At 62.3% G+C, this 22,448-nt stretch carries 13 protein-coding genes; 8 read left to right on the forward strand and 5 right to left on the reverse strand.

Annotated features, from left to right (window positions below):
- Positions 1-37 precede the first annotated feature (37 nt).
- Complete coding sequence (locus LOY53_RS13420; protein WP_258702760.1) at positions 38-6,406, reverse strand: non-ribosomal peptide synthetase; 6,369 nt, start codon at positions 6,404-6,406, stop codon at positions 38-40.
- A 415-nt stretch (positions 6,407-6,821) separates the two neighbouring features.
- On the opposite strand from LOY53_RS13420, the gene LOY53_RS13425 reads away from it, so the two are divergent.
- From LOY53_RS13425 to LOY53_RS13440, 4 genes are all read left to right on the forward strand, one after another.
- Positions 6,822-7,604: a helix-turn-helix transcriptional regulator gene (locus tag LOY53_RS13425; protein WP_258702761.1), complete on the forward strand. Its 783-nt coding sequence runs from the start codon at positions 6,822-6,824 to the stop codon at positions 7,602-7,604.
- Between the two features lie 17 nt (positions 7,605-7,621).
- A complete protein-coding gene (locus LOY53_RS13430; RefSeq protein ID WP_258702762.1) occupies positions 7,622-9,088 on the forward strand; it encodes an efflux transporter outer membrane subunit in 1,467 nt (488 codons plus the stop codon).
- Positions 9,089-9,143: 55 nt separating this feature from the next.
- Complete coding sequence (locus tag LOY53_RS13435) at positions 9,144-10,034, forward strand: universal stress protein (RefSeq protein WP_252824241.1); 891 nt, start codon at positions 9,144-9,146, stop codon at positions 10,032-10,034.
- 256 nt (positions 10,035-10,290) lie between these two features.
- Positions 10,291-12,426, forward strand: a complete 2,136-nt coding sequence (locus LOY53_RS13440) for a TonB-dependent siderophore receptor (RefSeq protein WP_252824242.1) — start codon at positions 10,291-10,293, stop codon at positions 12,424-12,426.
- A 114-nt stretch (positions 12,427-12,540) separates the two neighbouring features.
- Here LOY53_RS13440 and LOY53_RS13445 read toward each other — a convergent pair whose 3' ends face one another.
- The 3 genes from LOY53_RS13445 to LOY53_RS13455 all read right to left on the reverse strand — a co-directional run bounded on the left by LOY53_RS13445 (position 12,541) and on the right by LOY53_RS13455 (position 14,511).
- Positions 12,541-13,062: an acyloxyacyl hydrolase gene (locus tag LOY53_RS13445; protein WP_027596791.1), complete on the reverse strand. Its 522-nt coding sequence runs from the start codon at positions 13,060-13,062 to the stop codon at positions 12,541-12,543.
- Positions 13,063-13,263: 201 nt separating this feature from the next.
- On the reverse strand, positions 13,264-14,010 hold the full coding sequence (locus LOY53_RS13450; protein WP_252824243.1) for a phytanoyl-CoA dioxygenase family protein: 747 nt from the start codon (positions 14,008-14,010) through the stop codon (positions 13,264-13,266).
- Between the two features lie 57 nt (positions 14,011-14,067).
- Positions 14,068-14,511, reverse strand: coding sequence for a carboxypeptidase regulatory-like domain-containing protein (locus tag LOY53_RS13455; RefSeq protein WP_252824244.1), 444 nt, complete (start codon positions 14,509-14,511; stop codon positions 14,068-14,070).
- 431 nt (positions 14,512-14,942) lie between these two features.
- Here LOY53_RS13455 and tssG point away from each other — a divergent pair, with 431 nt between their 5' ends.
- Genes tssG through tssK form a run of 4 tightly spaced genes read left to right on the forward strand, consistent with a single transcriptional unit; the run spans position 14,943 to position 18,663 of the window.
- Positions 14,943-15,953 carry a type VI secretion system baseplate subunit TssG gene (tssG, locus tag LOY53_RS13460; protein WP_258702763.1) on the forward strand — a complete coding sequence of 337 codons (1,011 nt, stop codon included), beginning with the start codon at positions 14,943-14,945 and terminating at the stop codon, positions 15,951-15,953.
- The gene (locus tag LOY53_RS13465) at positions 15,950-16,519 is read left to right on the forward strand and encodes an FHA domain-containing protein (RefSeq protein ID WP_258702764.1); all 570 of its coding nucleotides are present in this window, start codon (positions 15,950-15,952) and stop codon (positions 16,517-16,519) included. Before tssG ends, LOY53_RS13465 begins: the two co-directional genes overlap by 4 nt.
- Positions 16,516-17,298 (forward strand): type VI secretion system lipoprotein TssJ, encoded by a 783-nt coding sequence (tssJ, locus tag LOY53_RS13470; RefSeq protein WP_258702765.1) that lies wholly within the window; start codon positions 16,516-16,518, stop codon positions 17,296-17,298. Before LOY53_RS13465 ends, tssJ begins: the two co-directional genes overlap by 4 nt.
- A gap of 30 nt (positions 17,299-17,328) precedes the next feature.
- Positions 17,329-18,663: a type VI secretion system baseplate subunit TssK gene (tssK, locus tag LOY53_RS13475; RefSeq protein WP_258702766.1), complete on the forward strand. Its 1,335-nt coding sequence runs from the start codon at positions 17,329-17,331 to the stop codon at positions 18,661-18,663.
- A gap of 64 nt (positions 18,664-18,727) precedes the next feature.
- Here tssK and tssM read toward each other — a convergent pair whose 3' ends face one another.
- A complete protein-coding gene (gene tssM, locus LOY53_RS13480) occupies positions 18,728-22,396 on the reverse strand; it encodes a type VI secretion system membrane subunit TssM (protein WP_258702767.1) in 3,669 nt (1,222 codons plus the stop codon).
- Between the last annotated feature and the right edge of the window lie 52 nt (positions 22,397-22,448).

Consider the following 22,448-nt stretch of genomic DNA (forward strand, 5'->3'; position numbering starts at 1 on the left):
CTTGCGGGCGATGGGCCGCAACGCGGCCCCGGCGATCTTAGATGCGCCTGCGTTTGCCCAGGCTGGGAATGGTGGTCAGCGGTATCACCACCTCGACCTGCTCGAGGCGGGTGCTGGCGGCCAGCGCAGCCAGGGTCGGCTGGCTGAACAAGGTGCGGGCATCCACATGCAAGCCGGCCTGGCGCATGCGTGCCACCAGGCTGACCGCCAGCAGTGAGTGGCCGCCCAGCTCGAAGAAGTTGTCGTCACGCCCAACCTGCTCGATCTTCAGCACATCGGTCCAGATCTCGGCCAGCGCGGTTTCCAGCTCGCCACGCGGGGCCTGGTACTGGCGGCTGATCACCGACTCGGCCCCGGGCGCTGGCAAGGCCTTGCGGTCGACCTTGCCGTTGTTGCTCAACGGCAGCTGGGCCAGGGCCACGAACGCCTGCGGCACCATGTAGTCGGGCACGCGCGCCAGCACGTGGCTGCGCAGCACTTCAAGCGCGGGTGCGCTGCTGCCCTCGCGGCAGGTAAAGTAGGCCACCAGGCGCTCTTCGCGCATCAGCACCACGGCCTGCCCAATGGCCGGATGCGCCGTCAGCGACGCTTCGATTTCCCCCAGTTCGACCCGCAACCCACGTAGCTTGACCTGGAAATCGTTGCGGCCGACAAAGTCCAGCTCACCGTCCAGGCGGTACCGCACCAAGTCGCCGGTACGGTACAGGCGGTCGCCCTCGACGAACGGGCTGGCGATGAAGCGCTCAGCCTGCAATGCCGGCAACCCGAGGTAGCCGCGGGCCACGCCGACCCCGCCAATGTGCAACTGGCCCACCGCGCCGAGTGGCACTGGGCGGTCATGCGCATCGAGCACATACAGGCGGGTATTGGTGATCGGCCGGCCAATCGGCGGCGCGATCAACGGCAGCGGTTCGTGGGGCTGCAGGGTCCAGGCGGTGCTGTCGACTGTCGCTTCGGTCGGGCCATAGACGTTGTGCAGGCGCACCGCGGGCAGACGTTCGCGCAGGCGTTGCACCAGCGCCAATGTCAGTTCACCGCCGCCGCAGAAGATGTCCGTCAGGCTAGTGCAACGCTCAACACCTGGCTCTTCCAAAAACTGATGCAGCAACGCCGGGACGAATTTGATCGTGGTCACCTGCCTGGCCTGCACCAACTGCACCAGGTACGCCGGGTCGCGGTGCCCGTCAGGGCGCGCCAGGACCAGGCGCAAACCGGCGGTCAGCGGCCAGAACAGCTCCCAGACCGAACCGTCGAAGGTGAACGGCGCCCGTTGCAGCAAGGCATCGCCCGGTTGTGGCGGGCAGATGCGCGAACCCCAGTGCATCAGGTTGCACAGGCCACGGTGCTCGACCATCACCCCCTTCGGGGAGCCGGTGGAGCCCGAGGTGTACATCACATAGGCCAACTGCCTCGGGCCCAGGCCCGGCACTTGCGGGTCGGCTGCCGAGCAGGTGTGCCAATCGCCACGGTCAAGGTCAAGCACAGGGCCTGGCATTTGCTCGAACAGGCCCAGGGTAGCGCCGTGCACCAACACCACCGACGGCGTGCTGTCTTCCAGCATGAAGCGCAGCCGCTCGGCCGGGTAAGCGGGGTCGAGTGGCACGTAGGCGCCGCCGGCCTTGAGCACGCCCAGCAAGGCGACCATCAGTGCAACGCCACGTTCGACACAAACCGCCACCCGCGCGTCGGGCTTAACACCCAGGGCGATCAGGTGGTGGGCCAGGCGGTTGGCCTGGGCGTTGAGGGCCTGGTAATCGAGGCAGCCGTCCTCAGCCTGCAGCGCGATGGCGTGGGGTGTACGCCGCACCTGGGCCTGGAACAGCGCCGGCAAGGTCTGCCTGACCGGGCTTTGCGGGTCTTCGGTGGCGTTGAAGCCCTGCAGCAAGCGGTGCAGCTCGCCATCTGGCACCGCGCACAGTGCATCCAGGCGCGTGCTGCGGCGCTCGGCCAGGGCATTGCCCAGTTGGCGCAAGGTGGTCAACAGGTAGTTCAGCACCCGCTGCGCGCCAATCGCACGCGGCGCGCGCAGGGCGAGCTGTAGCCCGTCGGCATGGTCGTCCACCGTGAGGACCAGGCCATGGCTGTGTACTTCACTGGCTTCGGCTAGCTCCACGCCTGGCAATACCGGACCGAGCATTACTGCCCCTTGCCGGTAGTTGATCAGGCTGTTGAACAGCGGCGTGCCGGCGGGCAAACCACTGCACTGCTGGGCGAGGATCAGCGGCGCATCTTCATGGCCAAGCAAGGCGGCCAGCCGCGCGTGGGTCTCGCTCAGCGCCTGGTCGACCGAGCGATTCGCCAGGCCTACCCGCAAGGGCACGCTGTTGATGAACATGCCCAGGGCACGATCAGCCCCGTTGCCAGCCATGCTGCGGCCAAGCAGCACGGTGCCCAGGGTGACCTCATCACGCCCACCGAGGGCGCCAAGCACCTGGGCCCAGGCCAGGTGCAGCAGGCTGGCCAGGCTCGCGCCATGGTGCCGGGCCTGAGCGCGCAACAGGCCTGCCAGCGGCGCATCGATCACCTGGCTATGGCTGTGCAGGTCACCCTCGTCGACCGGCTCGCCGCCCAGCCCGGCAATCGGCGCTGGCGGTTCGATGCCAGCCAGTTGCTCGCGGAAGAAGGCTTCGTGCCGGGCCTGGCGCTCGGGGGCAGCGCTTAGCGCCACGTAGTCACGATACGGCACAGGCGCCGGCAACGGCTCGCCGCGCCCAGCCATCAAGGCGTCCAGCTCGCCCAACAGCACCTGCAGCGAAACGGCATCGTTGACCAAGTGATGGAAGCGCAGCAAGCCCAACCAACGCCCGTGCTGGGCATCCTCGGCGCAGGCCAGCGCCATCATCGGTGCGTGGCGCAGGTCCAAGGGCCGTTGCTGGGTGTCGAAGTGGCTGCGCATTTGCCCGGCAATGTTGCCTGCGTGTCCCTCCCCCTCCCAGTTGTCGACCGTCAGAAGGGCCTGGCGCCAGACCACCTGCTGGGGCTGTTCTAGCCCCTCCCAGGCCAGGCTGGTGCGCAAGATGTCGTGACGGTCGACCACCTGCTGCAACGCTTCGGTGAAGGCCTGTAACTGCATGGGGCTGGCAAAGGTAAACAAAGCCTGTTGCTGGTACGGGTCGCGAGCATCGGTGACGTGGTGGTAAAGCAGGCCTTGTTGCAGGGGCGCCAGCGGATAGATTTCCTGCACGTTGCCTGCGCCGCCCGGCACCGTGGCAACGATGCGGTCGATATCAACCTGCGAGAGGTCGCTGAGGGTGAGCATGCCCGGCGTGATGTGCTGGCACCCTGGCGGAACCCGGTTGGCCGGCACGTGTGCGGCTTCGCCGACCACTACGCTGGCCGCAAGGCTGGCCAGGGTCGATTGGCCGAACAGTACCTGTACATCGGCTTGCAGGCCCTGCTGGCGCATGCGCTCGATCAGTTGCACGGCCAGCAGCGAGTGGCCGCCCAGCTCGAAGAAGTGGTCCTGGCGCCCTACCCGCTCGACCTGCAGCAATTCGGCCCACAGCAAGGCCAGGCGTTGCTCGACGTCGCCGATTGGCGCCTCGTGTTCGCGGCGCACCTTGGCGGCTTCGTCCGCTGTCGGCAAGGCACGGCGGTCGAGTTTGCCATTGGCAGTCAATGGCCAACTGGCCAGGTTGACATAGGCCACCGGCAACAAAGCGACTGGCAGGCGTTCGCGCAAGTGGTCATGCAGCGCCCTGGGCAGCACCGCCGCCTCGCCAATGAACCAAGCCTGCAACTGGCCTTCGCGCAGCATCACCACACACTCGCGCACCGCCGCATGGCTGGCCAGGGCAGCTTCGATTTCGGCCAGTTCAACCCGCACACCGCGGATTTTCACCTGGTCGTCATTGCGCCCGAGGTACTCCAGCGTGCCGTCGGGCAGCCAGCGCACCAGGTCGCCCGTGCGGTACATGCGTGCCCCTGGCAGCGCACTGAACGGGTCGTCGAGAAAACGCTCGGCGGTCATCTGCGGCCGGTTGAGGTAGCCCCGGGCCACCCCCGTGCCGCCCACATACAATTCGCCAGGGGCGCCGATCGGCAGCAAACGGCACTGCTCATCGAGGACGTACACCTGGGTGTTGGCCACCGGGCGGCCGATATGCAGCGGGCCGCCGGCGTTTACTTCGCCCGACGTCGCCACCACCGTGGCTTCGGTGGGGCCATAGTTGTTGATGACCCGGTAGCGCCGCTCGCGAGCCAGGCGCCGCAGGCGGTCGCCGCCAATCAGCAGGGTCTGCAAGGTTGGGTGCAGCTCGCCCTGGGCGAAGGCATGCTCGGCCACCGGGGTGGGCAGGAAGCTGACATCCAGCGGCTGGGCGCGCCACCAGCTGAGCAAGGCGTCGATGTCTTCAGAACCGTCACGCACCGGTGCCAGGTGCAAAGTAGCGCCACTGCACAGCGCGGGCCACACCTCCCAGGCCATGGCGTCGAAGCCGAAGCCGGCCAGGCTCGACTGGTGGCGCCCGGGGCCCAGGTTGAAGGCACTGCAGTGCCAGTCGACCAGGTTGGCCAGCATGTGGTGCTCGACCATCACGCCCTTTGGCTGGCCGGTGGAGCCGGAGGTGTAGATGACATAGGCCAGGTCGCTGGCTTGCGGCTGCACAGGCGCTGGCATTGCGGCGGTTGCCGTGTTCCAGTCCCAGCGGTCCAACACGATCTGTGGCAGGCCATGGGGCGGAAGGCGGTCGAGCAGCCGCGACTGGGTCAGCACCACGGCCGGCGCGCTGTCTTGCAGCAGATAGGCCAGGCGCTCCTGCGGGTGGGCTGGGTCGATCGGTACGTAAGCGGCCCCGGCCTTGAGCACGGCCAGCAGGCCGACCAAGGTGTCCAGGCCGCGCTGGGCGACCACCGCTACCCTCTGGTCAGGTTTGCCGCCAAGGGCTGACAGGTGCAGGGACAGCGCGTCGGCACGCCGGTCGAGCTCGCCATAGCTCAGACGCTGGCCGTCGTGCAGCGCCGCCACGGCGTGTGGCGTGGCGTTGGCCTGGGCTTGGATACGACGATGGATCAACGCCTCAGCCTGTTCAGGCGCTGCTTGCGCCGTCGCATTCCACTGCCGCAGGCGGGCGTGTTCGCGGGCGGTCAGCAGGTCGAACGCCGCGATACTTTGTTCGGGCTGCTCCAGGCCTTGCTCCAGCACATGCAGCAGGCGCTCGGACATCGCTGTCACGTCCTCTTCACTGAACCAGGCGCGGTTGTGCACCAGGTGCAGGCACGCGCTGTCGCGTTGGCTGTTGCAGCGCAGGTGGATGCTCAAGGGCGTGGGCTCGTGGCCGTTGCAGATCATCACCGTGTGGCCAGGCACGTCACCGAAGCGCAGGTCGTTGCCATCCTCCTCGAACGACACCATCAGCTCGAACAGGTGGGGCCGCTCTTCACGCAATGCACCAAGGTTGCGATTGAGTTCGCTAAGGGCGAAACGCTGATGGCGAAAGTCTTGCTTGAGCGCATCGCGGATCCCCTGTACCAGCGCGCTGAACGAGCGTACACGGCCAAAGTCCATGCGCAGTGCGCTGACTTGGGTAAACAGCCCCAGGGTCGACTTGAACTGGGCGTTGCCACGGTTGCGCACCGGCAGGCCGACCACCCACTCGTCACGCTGCCAGGTACGTGCGCTGCACACATGCAACGCCGCCAGCAGCACATGGAAGGGCGAGGCCTGCAACGTCGTGCCGAGGGCGCGCATACGTGCCAGCAAGCGGGTATCGAAGGGCTGTTCGAGTACCGCACTGGGCGGCGACACGTGCTGCGCATTACGCTCGCGGGGTGCCAGCAAGGCATCGGGTAGCTGCTGGTATTTGGCCAGCCAGTAATCGCGGTCACGGTCATGGCGTGGCGAGCCCTGGTACTGGGCATCGTCCTCGATGAACGCGCGGTAAGACGGTGCGCTGCCTGGCAGTGCCAGCCCCTGTTCAAGCAGGCGGTAATGGTCGGCGATCTGCTTGAACCACTGGTCCACGCCCCAGCCATCGAGAACCAGGTGATGGGCCTGCACGGCAAACAGGTACCGCTGCTCACCCAGGCGGATCAATGTCGCCCCCCACAGTGGGCTGGCATCCAGGCGGTACGGTATCTGCATCTGTGTTTGCAACAGGCCTAGGGCAGCGCCGAATGGGTCATCCGCGCTGCGGACATCGTGCTGCACCAACTGCACATCGAGCGTGTCGGCAAAGTACTGGCGGGCTACGCCACCCTGGCCCGCTTGCGTTACCAGCACGGTGCGCAGGCCATCATGCTGGGCGACCAGGTGCGCCAGTGCCCGGTTTAACCGCTCGGCATCCACCCCGCCGGCCAGTTCGACGTAGGCGCCGATGTTGTACAGCGGCGAGTCGCCATGGCTGATCTGGTCCAGCCAGATGTCGCGCTGGGCAACGGTCAGGGCAAAGGTTTGGGCGGCAGGCATGGTTCGGCAGGTCCTTCTGGTTGATCATCCGCGGATTCAAGCACCCCACCTTCAGGCTGTATGGCCCCCGAAACCCGGACACGTACCAGGCCTGTCGATGGCTGCTGAAAAACATGTAGGAGATTTGCCACAGAGGCTGCCCGGTTTGGCCTACGCCAGGGGGTATCGGTCGGGATCAGGCGTTGATCGCCACGCTTCTGACGTCAATTGGCTGGCTGATCCGTTCATGTGCAGCGTCCCGCCTGTAAGTGCCCTGCCCCGCTGATCCGTAATCGGTGGCACTTTCTGTCCCTGTTTTCCATTACAGACGCGGCCCCTAGGCCGGGCTTGAATACCGCCACAAACCGCTCGCCACCCGGAGGACTCGCCAGCGACACCACCCGCCGTAACGCTTTGGATCAAGGATGACAACGCTATGAAGCTGACCGACAGCCTCGAACACCGCCCCGACCCCCAGCTGTATCTGCAACTTGGCGAGCTGATCGCCAGTACCGGCGCCGAGGGCTTTGCCGAACAGATGTTGCACCTGGTCGATACCCAAGTGCCGATCCACAGGCTCGACCTCAGCGAATGGACCCTCGAGCCACGCGGCGCCAGCATCAGCCGCATCAGGGTACTCGGCAGCGCCGGCCCGGCCCCTGAACTGCCCGGCGTCGATCCTCTGCGCCACCCTTTGCTGCAGAGCATCATGCAGATGAAGGACCCGCTGCTGATCGAGTTCAAGGCCCCCCCGGACACCGACCACCCGCGCCACAGCGCCCACCAGTGCAACCTGGTGTCTTGCAGCGGTGCCCGGCGCTGGGTCATCTGCTTTCACCGCCTGCCCAGCCAGCGGGGCTTTTCGTTGAGTGAGTTGTCGCAGTTGAAAAGCTTGTCCGACACCTTGCTGCCCCTGGTCGAGCACCACGGTCAGTTGCTCAACCAAGGGGCCGCGCGGCAGGCCGGGGCGCCGCTGTGCGATCTGCAGGCGGGCGCGTTACGCCACTCCTTTGGCGAACGGCTGGTGCAGGAAGCCGTGCGGCTTTCGACACGTGAACAGGAGGTCTGCCTGGGCCTGCTGACGGGCGGCACGGTGCCAGAAATGGCGCAGCGGCTTAACGTGAAGAACAGCTCGATCGAAACCTACCTCAAGCGCGCCACCGCCAAGCTGGGGGTCAGTGGCCGCCATGGGCTGACCAAATGGATGGCAGGCGCCTGACTCTGCGAGACCCTCTGATGCCCCGACCCAGCCTTATCCTGTGCGCGGCGCTGTTGTGCGGCTGTTCGTTGGCCCCTGACTACCAGCGCCCGGACACCCCCGTCGCCACCCAGTACCCGCAAGGGCCGGCCTACGCCGGCGATGTGCAGAAGCACCCGACCATCGAGGACTGGCGCCACGTGTTCCACGACCCTGCCCTGCGCCAACTGATCGACAGCGCCCTGGCCAATAACCGCGACCTGCGCAGCGCGGCGCTCAATGTCGAAGCCTACCGCGCCCAATACCGCATTCAGCGCGCCGAGCTGTTGCCAAAGGTCTCGGCCAATGGCCAGGGGCAACGCCAGTATCTGCCGCGGCGAATGACCGGTACCGACCAGGGCATGATCAGTTCCACCACTGCTGCGACGCTAGGCGTGAGTGCTTATGAACTGGACCTGTTCGGACGCCTGCGCAGCCTCAGTGACCAAGCGCTGTTGACTTACCTGGCCAGCGACCAGGCCCGGCGCAGCACCCAATTGAGCCTGGTGGCCAGTGTCGCCAGCGTGTACCTGACCTGGCGTGCCGACCAGGAACTGCTGACGCTGGCCAACGAAACCCTGGCCGCGGACGAGCGCAGCCTGCGCCTGACCGCCAACCAGCGCCGCGCCGGCACAGTGTCGGCCCTGGACCAGATCCAGGCGCGGACCAGCGTCGACAGTACCCGGGCGGCCGTCGCCCGTTACAAACGCCAGGTCGCCCAAGACCTCAACCAACTGACGGTACTGGTGGGCGCCCCTGTGGCCGACGGCCTCGGCGCCTTGCCGCTGGCCGACGAACAGATCGCCAGCTTGCAAGCCGGGCTGCCGTCAGACCTGCTACAACGTCGCCCCGACATCCTCCAGGCCGAATACCAGCTGCGTGCGGCCAACGCCGATATTGGCGCCGCGCGTGCGGCGTTTTTCCCAAGCATCAGCCTGACCGCCAATGCCGGCAGTACCAGCCCGGCGCTCAGTGGGCTGTTCGATGCAGGGTCAGGGACCTGGCTGTTCCAACCACAGATCAACCTGCCGATCTTCACCGCCGGCAGCCTGCGTGCCAGCCTGGACTATGCCCAGTTGCAGAAGGACATTCAGGTGGCGCAGTACGAAAAAGCAATCCAAAGCGCGTTTCAGGAAGTGGCCGACGGCTTGGCGGCGCGGGCGACTTACCAGCGGCAGTTGCAGGCACAACGCGACTTGGTGGCCTCCAACCAGCGTTACTACAACCTTGCTGAACACCGCTACCGAATCGGCGTGGACAGCAGCCTGACCTTTCTCGACGCGCAGCGCTCGTTGTTCAGTGCCCAGCAGGGGCTGATCAATGACCGCCTGGCGCAATTGGTGGCAGAGGTGAATCTGTACGCGGCGTTGGGTGGCGGGTGGGAAGAGGCCGCTGACACCCAGGCTCCGTCTGCGGCAAGCGCAAGCGAAGCGGCGCCCAAGGGTGCCTACGTGGGTCTAGACTGAACAGGGCCAGATCACCAGGCATGAACCGGGGGGCTTCCACACGCGGAGGTGTGAGATGAGCCAGTTCAAGCGTTTGTTCGTCATGCTCGGCCCGCAGATGCGCCACACGCCGGCTCTACAACGCGCGGCGGCGTTGGCAGAGTCAAGCGGTGCGCTACTCGATATCAACGTATTCGTCGACGATGTCGACACTTTCGGTTTGATGAGCGATGGCCGGGAGCGTGAACGGCTGCTCAGCGACAATCGCCAGTGGCTGGCCGATGAAGCCGAGCAGATGGCCGACGCCGGCCTGGATGTGTCGACCGAACTGCTGCTGACCCGCGACCCGTTGGCCAGCGTGCTTGAGCGCATCGAACGCCTGGGCTGCGACCTGCTGATCAAGGACGTGCAGCACGAACCGGTGCTCAAACGCTTGCTGGTGACACCGCTGGACTGGCAGTTGCTCAAGGACAGCCCGGTCGCCGTGCACCTGGTCAGTGATATCCGCCTGCCCCTGCCCAAGCAGATTGCCGCCGCAGTGGACCTGAACAGCCATGGCGCCGGTGAACACCTCGACGAGCAGGTCATTCACAGCGCCCATGCGTTGGCGCTGCAGTGCAATGCCGAACTGCACCTGCTGCATGTGTGCGACGCGGCCAAGACCCACATCGCCGACTTCGGCGCCGGTACCGTCACCATGCCCGGTTTCGATGGCAGCGTGCGGGCAGCGCAACGGTCAGCGTTCAATCGCCTGGGCGACCATCACCAGGTGCCCTTGGAGCGCAGGCATTTCGTCGAGGGGCCCGCTATTCGCGCGATTGCCCAATTCGTCAGCCATAGCCGGGTCGATGTGATCGTCATGGGCAGCCACCGCCACGACGCCATGCAGACCTTTTTGGGCGGTACCACAGCACATGTGCTGGAGCATCCGCTGTGCAATGTGCTGGCGATCAAGGCGATGCATTAATCGGCAAACTGCCTGTCCCGGTAGGAGCAGCCTTGTGCTGCGAAGAGGCCTGTTCCAGCAACAGATAGGTATTGATGTGTACGGCCTCTTCGCAGCACAAGGCTGCTCCTTCCGGGATCGCGTATGGGCGGAGACTGAGCCCGGAGTTTGGTACGCGCGCTCCATTTAAAAAGAATGCATTTGATAATGATTCGTAGTAGTTTCGCGACGCTTTCTACCCCTATCCCTAGCGCCCTACTCCAGGATCGTACCGTCGATGCGTCGCACGTTCGTTTCGCTTTGTGTGCTTCATGCTGTCTCCCCGTTGGCCTGGGCTGAGCCCGAATCGCCCAACGACCCCGCCCAGATCGAACTCCAGGCCTTGAGTATCACCGGCACTGCCGACAGTGAACGCGCCGATGGCCCGGTCGTTGGCTACAAGGCCAGCCGTTCGGCAAGCGCCACGCGCACCGACACCGCCCTGCACGAAACCCCGCAATCGGTCAGCGTGGTCCCCAGGGACGTGCTCGAAGACACCGGCGCCACGCGGCTGCAAGATGGCCTGGACTACGCCGGCGGCGTTGGCCGTGCTAATAACTTTGGCGGCCAGGGCCTGACCACGTTCACGGTGCGTGGCTTTACCACGGGCGAGTTCTACCGCAATGGCTTCCCGATCAACCGCGGCTACCCCAACGCCCCCGACGCCAATACTGTCGAGCGCCTTGAAGTGATCCGCGGCCCGGCCACCAGCTTGTATGGCCGTGGCGACCCCGGTGGCACCTTCAATGTGGTCAGCAAGCAGCCGCTGGCTGAACGCAAGGTCACCCTGGGCAGCCAGATCGACGACCAAGGCATGCACCGCGCCACCCTCGATGCCACCGGCCCGCTGAATGAGGACGGCTCGCTCGCTTACCGGTTGAACGTGCTTGGCGAAGGTGGCGAGAGCTTTCGCGATGATGTCGAGAGCGAGCGCTATGACGTGGCGCCCGTGGTCAGCTGGCAGGTCAACGACAGCACCAGAATCGTCTTCGAAGGCGACTTCATGCGCAACAACCACCCACTGGACCGCGGTCTGACCCGCTATGCCACCCAAACCGGCAGCGCCTCGCGCGACACCTACATCTGGGAGAAAGGCAGCGACAACTTGCTGCACAACGACAACAACATGGCCCAGGTGCGCTTCGAGCACCTGCTCAATGACAACTGGACGTTGGGAGGCGGGTTCCAGTTTCTCGATGGCTCGCTCAAGGGCAACGCGGTGGAAGCCAACGGCGCACCCGCTGACGGGCGTACCCTGCAGCGCAACTTCAACTACCGCAAACTGGAATGGACTGACCGTGACTGGCAGCTGAACCTTACCGGGCATTTCGACACCGGTGGTTTTAGCCACACCCTGCTGACCGGTATCGAGTACGAAAACTACGATTACAACTCGATCATTCAGCGTTCCTCGGCGGCCGTCGGCACCTACCCCATCGATATCTACGACCCGGTGCTCGGCCAGCCAAGGCCCGCGTTGACACGCACCACCACCTGGGACAAGGAAAACCTGCAGACCTGGGCCTTCTTCATTCAGGACCAGGTGGCGTTGACCGAGCGCCTCAAGGCCTTGGCCGGCATCCGTTTCGAGCGCTTCGAGCATGACTATGACGACAAGCTGGTCGACACCCGTGACTTCAGCAAAGGCGAGAACGGCGTCACCCCGCGCGTTGGCCTGATCTACGACCTGACCGACACGGTGGCGGTCTATGCCAACACGGCGCGTTCATTCAAGCCCAACAGTGGCGCCCCTGCCGGGGGCGGCAGTTTCGACCCGGAGAAGGGTAAATCCTACGAGCTGGGTGTGAAGTGGGAAGCGCTCGATCGTCAGCTGAGCATCGATGCGGCGGTGTACCACATCGTCAAGGAAAACGTGCTGGCACGCGACCCCAACGACCCCACCGGGGTCTACAGCATCGCTGCGGGTGAGGTGCGCAGCCGCGGGCTGGACATCAACATTGCGGGCAACATCACCCCCGAGTGGCGCGTGATCGGTGGCTACGCTTATGTCGATGCCGAAGTGACAAAAGACACCAGCTTGCCTACCGGCACCCACCTGGCCAACATCCCGCGCAACAGTTTCAGCCTGCTGAACACTTACGAATTCCAGGACGGCGCGGTCAAAGGCCTTGGATTGGGTGTTGGCCTGAAATACGTGGATGATCGCGCCGGCCAGACAGCCGTGACGACCTACACCATGGAGCGCTACAGCGTGGTTGACCTGCTCAGCTTCTACAAGGTCAATGAACACGTGCGGCTGAACCTGGATGTGAAGAACGTCTTCAACAAGGGGTATGACGAAGGGGCGTTCAACAACTACGTGTACCCGGGCGCACCGCGAACGGTGCAGGCCGGGGTTTCGTACACCTTCTAGCTGACTGTTGGAGCAGCCTTGTGCTGCGAAGAGGTCGGTACTGGCACTGCATATCTGTTGCCGGTACCGGCCTCTTCGCAGCGCAAGGCTGCTCCTACAAAAAGCGCATCAAACTCAGAACGCCTTGCTGTAGAACAACGCGTACGACTCGATCCCGTCGTTAGGCTGTTTGATACCCGCGTTGGAGTAATGCATCGCGCGGATGCCGACCTTCTGCGCACCCGGCAGCTTCAGGCCGAAACCAATGCGGTCTTCGAAGTTGACCGCCGAACCCAGGCGCTGGTCGCCCACTTCAGTCTTGGAAAACGCCGCCAGGCCAATACCGGCCTCGATGTAGGGGGTGTAGGTGAAACCGCTGAACTCGTAGGTGAATACCGGGCTGAACGACAGCGAGTGCGCGCCGCTGGCGTCGCCGCCTTCCCAATAGGTGTAGGCCGCATCCCAGTAACCGGTCACATAACCGGTACTGCTTTCCAGCCATTTCTTGTCCCAGTCGAACGAAAGGCCGATACGGTAGGTCATGTCGCCTTGGCTGGTGGCGCCAACTGCAGCCGATACCTGCGCGGCCTGGGCCAGGTTGGCCCCCGCGAAGGCCAGCACTGCAGCGGCCAGCGAAGCAGCGAGACGGGTTTTCATCAATGACATCTCCTGATGGTCTACAACACGGGCAAAGTGGGGGCTTGAGCCCCTCGAGCTTATGCGGTGGCCGGCGCATCCAAACCGGTCACACCAAGTAATACTTCTCTGATTATTGTCCAGATAATCAGAAAGTTGAAAGCTGTTTGCCACCATTGGCTAATACCAGGGCGACGGCCTTATCACGGGCCCTGTCGCCGTTCAGTCGTAGGCCGCCTCTTCATGCTCACCCAACAGCCGCCGCTGCCTCGGCGTCGCCTCCTCCAGCACCTGGGGGTTGAATTGCCAGTGCAAATACGGCGAAAACTTCTGCGCCACCATGCGTCGACCGTAATGCACCTGCAGCATGTCGCGCTCACGCGACTGCGTGCAATTGGCGCCGCCGCTGTGCCAGACATCACTGCGAAACACCAGTGCATCCCCCGCCTTGCACAACACCGGATGCGCTTCACGCCCTTGCCACTCGGACTCGCCGGCCTCGGGTGGGCGTGCTGCCCGATGGCTGCCAGGCACGATCCAAGTCGGCCCGATGCTGTGATCGATATCGCTGAGGTACAGCTGCGCGGTAAGGATCTGCATGGGCTGGGTAAAGGCTCCTCGCTCGCTGAGCCAGGCGGGCAGTTGCATGGGCAGGTGATCAAGGTGCAGCGCCATGCCGGGGTAACCGGGGTGGCTACGCCAGGCGGTCTGGCCGATCACGTGGCAGTCCTCGCCCAGCGCGGCCTCGGCCAGGTTGATAAGCGGTGGCAGATCAAGAAAAGGCAACCACAGGGGGTTGCGGTTGAACACGCACTTGTAGTGTTCGAGCAGCCCTTGGTAATCCCAGTGAATGGGCTGCAAGTCATCGATGGCGCAGCGCAGCAAAGCGATACGCAGGGGTTCGAGCACACCGGGGATCAACACAAAACCCCGCTCGTCCAACATCTCCAGCTGAAGGTCCAGGCTCATGGCGGTGCGCTCCTTTTCGGCAGGAGTACAGATGTACTCCTGCCCGGACTGTGCCATTCAACGCCAGTGCAGGTTCACCGTGGCAGGCGCTTTGCCGTCGACGACCACCTGTTGTTGTACTGTCTCACCTTGGGCGTTACCGGTGACTTTGTAATGGCCCGGTGGCAACTGCACATAGAGCAGCGGGCCTACGTTGGTAACGCTAAGCACGGGCTGGCCCTGTGCGCTCTGTATGTCGACTGTGGCGCCACTCTGGAACTCGCTTCCCGGGCCTGCCGAGAGTTCGACATGCAAGTCGTACCCTTTGGTCTTGCGCAGGGCATTGGCTTCATCCTGGCCGATACCGCCTTCCAGGTAACGGATGCCGTTTTGCTCTTGCGGCTGCAGCTGGACAGCCTGCATGTCGATAGGCGCATTGAGGTCGGCGGCCGCCGCTAACGTCCAAGGCATGGCCAGGGTGAGCAGTAGCGCAGCGCCAAGGGCATAGTGATGATTACGCATGGTAGAACCCTCCTTCTGAGGATGGTTTACCTATTATTACGCCCTCTAACGACACTCGTTTTCTTACTGACAGAGGGTCGTCCGGGCACGGGCAGCAAGTCGTCGCTTCAACGTGCGCATTTATATTTCATGGGCATATTGCACTCTTTATTCAAAAAAGGCTGGATCGGCAAACGACCAGCGAACACACATTTTCTTACACCCAAATACTCGACAGCAAACCATCATCCAGTACATCGTGAATTTCCGGAAGAATGCACTCTAGTGTTCGAGCTGTTTAATTTCGACGAACGCGATAGCGAATTTTCCTACAAACTCTTAAAGGTACACCGATCGAACACAACCATCATCCAACAACATGACTTACATCAACACAGATCAAATAGCGCCACGACAGGCATAATCAAACACAGTGGGATGTGCAATACGCTATGGACAACCTCGATAAAGAAACACGTCGTGAACGAGCCGATATTGTTCTTCGTAGCGCGCACCAGTACAGCTACTTCCAATTACTGGAACTGATGCACCAGCTGCACGGGGACGATCTCGAACAACGCCCCCTGTCCCGGGAGACTCGGCGCCGCTTGCGGCTGGAGGTTTCTCCCAGTTTATCGTTCCCGGTTGCCGATGTACTGCGCGCTGACCGCCTGGAGGACGATCGCTATCGGATTCAGGCCAGCTTCCTGGGGCTGCATGGCACAGATTCGCCGCTACCCACCTACTATCTCGACGACATAGCCTACGAACACGCTCATGGCATCGGGCTGCGTCCGGCGTACTTCAACTTCTTCAACCATCGCCTGCACACCCTGTTGCATCAGGGCTGGCGCAAGTACCGCTACTACCGGCGCTTTCAACCGGGCGCAAAAGATGGCTTCTCTCGCTACATCTTTGCCCTCATCGGGTTGGATGACTCAGCGTTGCGAGGCGCCACACCGCTACCGTGGAGCCGGTTGCTCAGTTATGTGGGAATGATCGCCAGCCGCAGCCGATCACCGAGCATGGTGGCCGGCATGATCGCGCACTGCTTCGACCTGCAGCAGGTGGCCATCCGTGAATACGAAAAACGTACGGTGCCGATTCCCTTGCCCCAGCGCAATGGCCTAGGCACCCGCAATTGCCAACTTGATAACAACTTCTTGATCGGTGACAGCACCGAATCACGCAACAGCAAGTTCACCATCGTGATCGCTGGCCTGAATCAGCCGCAGTTTCGCGAATTCTTGCCCAGCGGCGGTAACTTCCAGAAGTTGAGCCACCTGGTGGACTTCCTGCTCCGCGATGTCGGTGCCTATGACCTGGAACTGCGCATGCGTGCGGAGGAAGCGCCGCCCTTCAGCTTGCGGGCTGAGCACGGCACCCACCTAGGATGGACCAGCTTCATCGCAGAGCCCAGTGACCCTGCGCCCCCCCCTGTTCGCATCACGGTACGCGCATGAGCCCACCTGTTATCCAACCTAGTCTCACCCTCTCCATTCTTAACCCAGAACAGCTGCTGCATGGCAGTGAACCGCAACACCGATTCGACATCGCAGGCGGCACCATTGGCAGTCAGGGCACGTGGCAGCTACATGATCGCCAGACGCACATCCTGCCGGTGCACTGCGAAATTGCTTGGCATGAAGGCCACTTCTGCATCATCGACCACAGCGGCAAAAGCTTCATGAATGGCAGTGATACCGGGCTTCTCTCGGGAACATTCATCCGTTTAAGGCATAACGACAGACTGCACATCGGCACCTATCAGATCGCCATACGCCTGTTTAACGAAGACGCTGTGAGGCCAGAACACTGTGCAGCCAAAAACCCGCTTACTGCGCTGCTGACCACACAGCTTTGCCCGCTGCAAGCGCTAGGCACACCAATGACCGACACTTCAAGGTTTCTTCAGCCTGTGACGACCGCACCGGTCGACGAACTTGACCCGCTGGCCTTATTGGACCGAGCTGCAGAAGCCCGGATTGATCCGGCCATCGCGCGCATCTTCGGCAAGGAGGCTCGATGAAAACGACCATTGGATGGTTGCTCATTGGCCTGGTACTCACTGGCTGCACGTCGATCAGCAGGATCTATCAAGTGGCAGTGAATCCAAACTTGCCTATCGGCGGCCCCAACAACGATATCAGCCACGTGGCACTGAGCCTCTATGCTGCTGATCTACCAGCACTTGCCACTTCGGCGCATGAGACGTCAGGTGCACCCGCACCGGCGCATGGCCATCCCGAACTATTGGCGGCTAGCCTCAGCGCCGAGGACGCCGTAGCGCTTACGGACAGGCTCAGTTCACTGGCCGAACAGCTGCACCAGAACTACCCCACTTCCGCGGAGCATGAGCAGGCCATCAACGATGCGAAATCGCCCGCGCCATTGGCCAGCTATGCAGCGACAGGACCCGCGCTGCCCTCAGAACCCAGCAGCCCGCCCCAGCGCCAAACACCGTCATCCATCGCGTTCAAAGTCCTGCAACTGCGGGACGATTCGTTGCTGCTGGATGCTACCTATGAGCAAGTAGAGGAAGACCTGGACAGAGCACTGGGCACCACGCTGATCAGCGCTGACGACTACCGTCTGATGCCCGGCCATTTCAAATTCATCGAGCACGAAGAACTCAACGAACGCACTCGCTACATCGCCGTCATTGCGCGCCTGGGCGATAGCCCGCTGGGCAACTGGAAGGATGCCGTGCGTATCCAACCTCGCGGCTATAACCACACCATACATGTCCACTTTGAAAACAATGGCGTTGAACTTCGGCACGACAGCGAATACCGCCGTGACCAGTGAGTCCGCTACCCAACCAAGAGGAACATCTTCATGAGTTCACGCAACGCGGTATTGTGGAAAGAAGGGCTGTTTGTCAAACCCCAGCATTTTCAGCAAATGGCCTACGCCGCCGAATCGGCATTGCAACAACGTATTACCAGTTTGAACGATGCGTTCTACGGTTTCAGCGAGTTGGAACTGAACGCCGAGTACTTGAGCTTCGGCAAAATCGCGATCACCCGTGCCCGTGGTGTAATGCCTGATGGTACGGTCTTCGATATTCCTGGCGACATGCCACCACCTCCTCCATTGGAAATCCCTCTGGATGCTGCCAACAAGGTCATCTTCCTCGCCCTGCCTCTACATGCACCCGGCGCCCCCGAGGTGCGCTGGCCCGACAGCGACCATTCAGGCGGTCGATTTATTGCCAAAGGTGTTCCGGTCATGGACAACCACGGCGGCAGCGGCGACTCGATGATCCTCGATGTCGCCATTCCGAACGTGCAGATCAGGCTGCAGGACGACAACAGCGCCTACAGCTGCCTGGCATTAGCCAAAGTGCTAGACAAGCGGCCCGATGGCAGTGTGATGCTGGACCCGCGTTTCTATCCCACGAGCATCTCGCTGAAGGCGGCACCGGCCCTGTTGGGCTTCCTTGAAGAGGCGACGGGGCTGATGCGCGAGCGCGCACGCAATCTCGCGCGGCGGATCTGCTCACCCGGCCAGTCCGGTATCGCCGATATCACTGACTTTGCCCTGCTGCAAGTGATGAACCGGCTCCACCCCTATTTCCATCACCTGGCTCGTCGTCGCAACGTGCACCCTGAGCAGTTGCATATCGCGTTAGGGCAGGCCTGTGGCGAACTGGTGACCTTCACCGACGACGGTCGGCTGCCACTGGAGTACCCGGCTTACCAACATGATGACCTGGCCGAATCCTTCCACATGCTGGAGGAGACCCTGCGCCGTTCCCTTAGCACCATCCTCCAGCCCCGCGCCGTGTCGCTGCCGATCCAGGAGCAGCAATATGGCGTGCTCACGGCAACGCTGCATGAGCGCAAACTTCTGGAAGACGCCACCTTCATTCTGGCCGTACGGGCAGACCTACCGGGTGAGGATCTGCGCAAGAAGTTCCAGCAACAGGGCAAGGTCACTTCGATCGAACAACTGCATCACTTCGTACAACTGCAAATGCCTGGCATGCCGCTGATTCCGCAGCTGGTAACACCTCGCTTCCTGCCTCACCACTCCGGGTTCGTCTACTTCGAACTCGACCGTCAGCATGAATCGTGGCAGCAAATGAAGCAGGCAAGTGGCTTTGGGTTCCACATTGCTGGCGAGTTCCCGAACCTGGAAATGCAACTTTGGGCTATCAGGCCGGAGTAGACCCCGTAGGAGAAATCCCGATCCAGGTCACTGGCATCGGGATTTTGTTGTGGGCCGTGAAGCGCTACTGCTGTGCTACTTCACTGGCAATGTCATCTCGAAGCAAGCGCTGCGGTAGCGCGAAGCCCGCAAAGAGCTGGCGGGTGAAGGGGTTGTTTGCACCGGTAGCGTGGAACTTATAGCGGGCAGAATCGCCTGCAATCTTGAAGCTCAAATCCACGCTGGTTGGAGTGCGCGCATTGAGCCCACCTCGGCTGAGCAGACGATAGAGCGACCAGGGGCCGTGGTAACTCTGGCTGACCGTGGTACCAGTGGCCTGCACCAAGGTGACCCGACTATGCCCGCTCTCCCCGGCGGGCCCTGGCCAAGTCATGCCGATGGGCTCTTTACCTCTGTCCGCAAAGGCGTGCAACAGCCCATCAAGGCCGAATACGCTGCCCCGCAGCCCGCTGCTGATCGCCACAGGTTCAAGGCCAAAACTGACGTTCAGTTCGCCGCGGTTATCGAAAAAAGCGTTGCGAATGACTTCGGCCTGCTTAAGCTGCGCAATCACCTCGGGGCGCACCAGAAAGCCATCGCCGGCACTCGATTGCAGCGCGTCGAGGTTGTCTTTGAGGAACACGGTGAGGTACTGATCCTCGAAGCGCTTCAGTTGGCCTTGGGGGCCAAAGAACGCCTCGAAATCCTTGAGCGACACATCCGGGCCGGCCGGGTCGATGGGATAGCGCGATGCTAAACGCTCCAGGTAGACGCTGTATACCTCGGCGCCCCAGCGCTGCTCCAGTTCCTGCAACGCCATGACCATCAGCACCTGCGAGGTTTGCTCAGCCAGTTGGCGTACCTGACGGTTCAGCGGCTCAGGTAGCCCTGTAGCAATGCGTTGCAGATTACGAATGGGGTCAGGGTCTTTTTCCGAGAAGCGGCTCAACGCTACCGCGAGCGCCGCCCTGCCCCGATTCGAGTTGTCCTGCACCGCCTTTGCATAATCGTAGACGGCACTGATGGCCTGCAACGTTTCGTCGTAATAAGACGGTTTATCGCCCAGAACGTCGAGCATGCCGGACAGGCCGGCGAAGGAACGGTAGATACCCATCGCCTGGGCGTGCGCCTGCTGGGCGGGCTGCGATTGCTTTTCGCTGTCCGCCCCCTGCGGATAGATCATCGTGTTGCCACGCACCGTTTCCAGCAGTCGACGTATCGGCGCGGCGGGCCCTGTGACCTGCTCTAGCACACTCAATGCATGCGTGAGGTCGCTGAACTCGGTCACCGAGAACTGGTTCAGCACGCGCCGCCAACTGTCGATGTAGTCTGCGCTGTACAGGGCACGCAACCGCTCGGTCAGGGCTTGTCGGTCTACCTCTGAATAGTCGAGGTGTCGTCGCTCGCCCAGCACCCATTGATCAATCAGGGCAAGGTCGGTCGCATTTTGGCTGTGCTGATCGAAGTAGTCCCGAAAACCACTCGCAGTCAACAAGGGTGCTAGGGACAGGTTGCCATCGACCCCCGCCTGGTGATCACGCTCGGCCAGTGACACATACACGATATCGAATGCCGGGCCGATTTCGTTGCGCAAATCCAGCTCACCGTGCAGTTGCTCCTGCGCCTGCTGCCGCAGGCCAATATAGACCCGTTGGGCCAATGGCAGCTTGCGCAACTGCTGCTGTGCTTCGGCCACCATCTGCCGATACTCGGGCAGCTCGACGTCGGCATAAGCCAGTGCGTATTTGAGGTGCCGCATCAACGCGACCTGCAATTGCCCCTGCCCCGGATATGCCTTCTGCCATTCACGGGCCATCCACTGCTCTACCAGCTCCGGTCGGCGGTTATTGCGATCCTCGATCATACGGTAGATGCGCAATGCCGACAGTTGCTCATCACTCCCGGGGATAGACCGTTTGATGGTGGCCGCCACACCGCCTGCGATTGCCGGTAGGAAGCGCCTGGCTAGGGCATTCAGGTAAGCCTGGTCCACCTGTGGGCCAATGGCTTTGCCTTGGTACAGTCCCATGTCGGTGAACACGGTCCAGCCTGAACGGTAATCGCCATACAGGCTCACAGCTTCGCGGATGTCATTCAGGGGCATCAGCAGACTACGCCCGGTCAGATCGTCTTTTGCGTCCATGCTCGTTTGAGTGAACGCGTTACTTTTCTCCAGTACATGCTCCGCCTTGTCGCGGTTAACGCTGTAGAAATGCAACCAGCCACCGGCCATGGCCAGCCCGCACAACCCCGCCGCCACTGCACCACCTTTCAACAGCTGCGTCTTGTACTGAACGACCTTCTGGTTGTCGCCCGCCAAGCCGGCTTCGGGATAGACCACCCGTTGCAAGAGCTGCTGGGCGAAGTACACCACCGAGGTGCCTTGCGGTTTGGTTGACAACGCCGGCGAAGCAAAGGCGAAGGCGCGGGCTGAAGCATCGGCAAAGAGGTTACGCACCTCGCCCCGCTGATAAACCGAAGAAAAGTACAGGCCCCGCACCAAGGCAGGTGTGCTGTAGCGATCGCTGCCCAGGACATCGCCCAGAAAACTCAGCAACAGGTTTTGGGCGCCGCTCAATTCCTTGAGCAGTGAGTAAGCGCTCTTGCGGCACGCACTTGGCGTTCCCATCGTCGCACTCATCATCCGATCGCCGAGTCGCCCAACGAAGTCCAAATAGGCGCTACCCAACTCCTCAAGCCAGGCATCGAAGTCCTTCACCGACGCCAAGGTGAAGGTGAACCCCTGCACCTCTTCGCGCTCGCGTGCCGGTAGTTTGGCAAAAAGTTCGTCAAAGCCGTCCAGCAAGTCGAACTTGCTCATCACCACGTAGAGCGGTAACCGGGTACCCAGCTCCCCACCCAGCTCAGTCAAGCGAGCACGCAACACGAAGGCCAAGTCACGGCGCTCAGTTGCCGACCGTGCGAATAGGTTGACCATGTCCACCAGCAATACCACGCCGTTGAGCGGACGTCGGCTGCGGTTGTCTGCGAGCCAGCCGATCAGGTGCAGCCACAAGCGTCGCTCGATGCCAGGTGGTAGACCGATGGGTTCTACATTCGGGCCTGCTGTTTCATCCACTTCAACCGTCTCGACCTCCCCTTCGGCGCCACTGGTCACAGGCTGCTTGATGGGATCAGCCACGACCACTGGCTGTTCAGGCTGACTGATGAACTCGCCTGGCGGATCGATCAACACGGCATCGTCGCCAACCCACCAATCGATGCCAAAAGCCAGGTCCGGGTCTGTCGTGGCCCGCTGGCTTGCGCTGCGCTCGGTACGCGTCAGTGCAAAGCGCTGATCCGAACGGCTGACAAAGCTGGACTTTCCTGCATTCTCTTCGCCAAGGATGAGATACCACGGCACATCGTAGAGATGCCTTCGCCCACCCTGGCTATCGCGCAACCGGGCCAGGCTGGTGTCGAGCAAACGTTGCTGGGCCTGGACATACGCCAAGCTGGGGTCTTCGACCTGACGCGCCTGTCGTTGCTGTTCGCGCACGATCAAACGGTTACGCCGATGCACCTGCGCACTCCAGATCAGCAGTGGCAGGGCCATCAGCAGCACAGTTGCCGCAATGCGAACGGGTAGATCAGCCAGTGGCTGCCGCTCATCCCAACGCCATTCAGGCCCCAACCACCAGAGCCAGACCAATGCTGCTGCAATACCAATGATTATGGCAGCAACAACGACGGGCATTGCTTGGCGCTGCAACAACGACAAACCATGTAGGAAATAATCCTTTTTCAGTTTCATAGCGGTAAACCTTACCGACTGCATTTTCGAAGATGGAGGCACTTACGATGCG

It is taken from the genome of Pseudomonas sp. B21-031 (assembly GCF_024748985.1).
Lineage (GTDB): Bacteria > Pseudomonadota > Gammaproteobacteria > Pseudomonadales > Pseudomonadaceae > Aquipseudomonas > Aquipseudomonas kermanshahensis.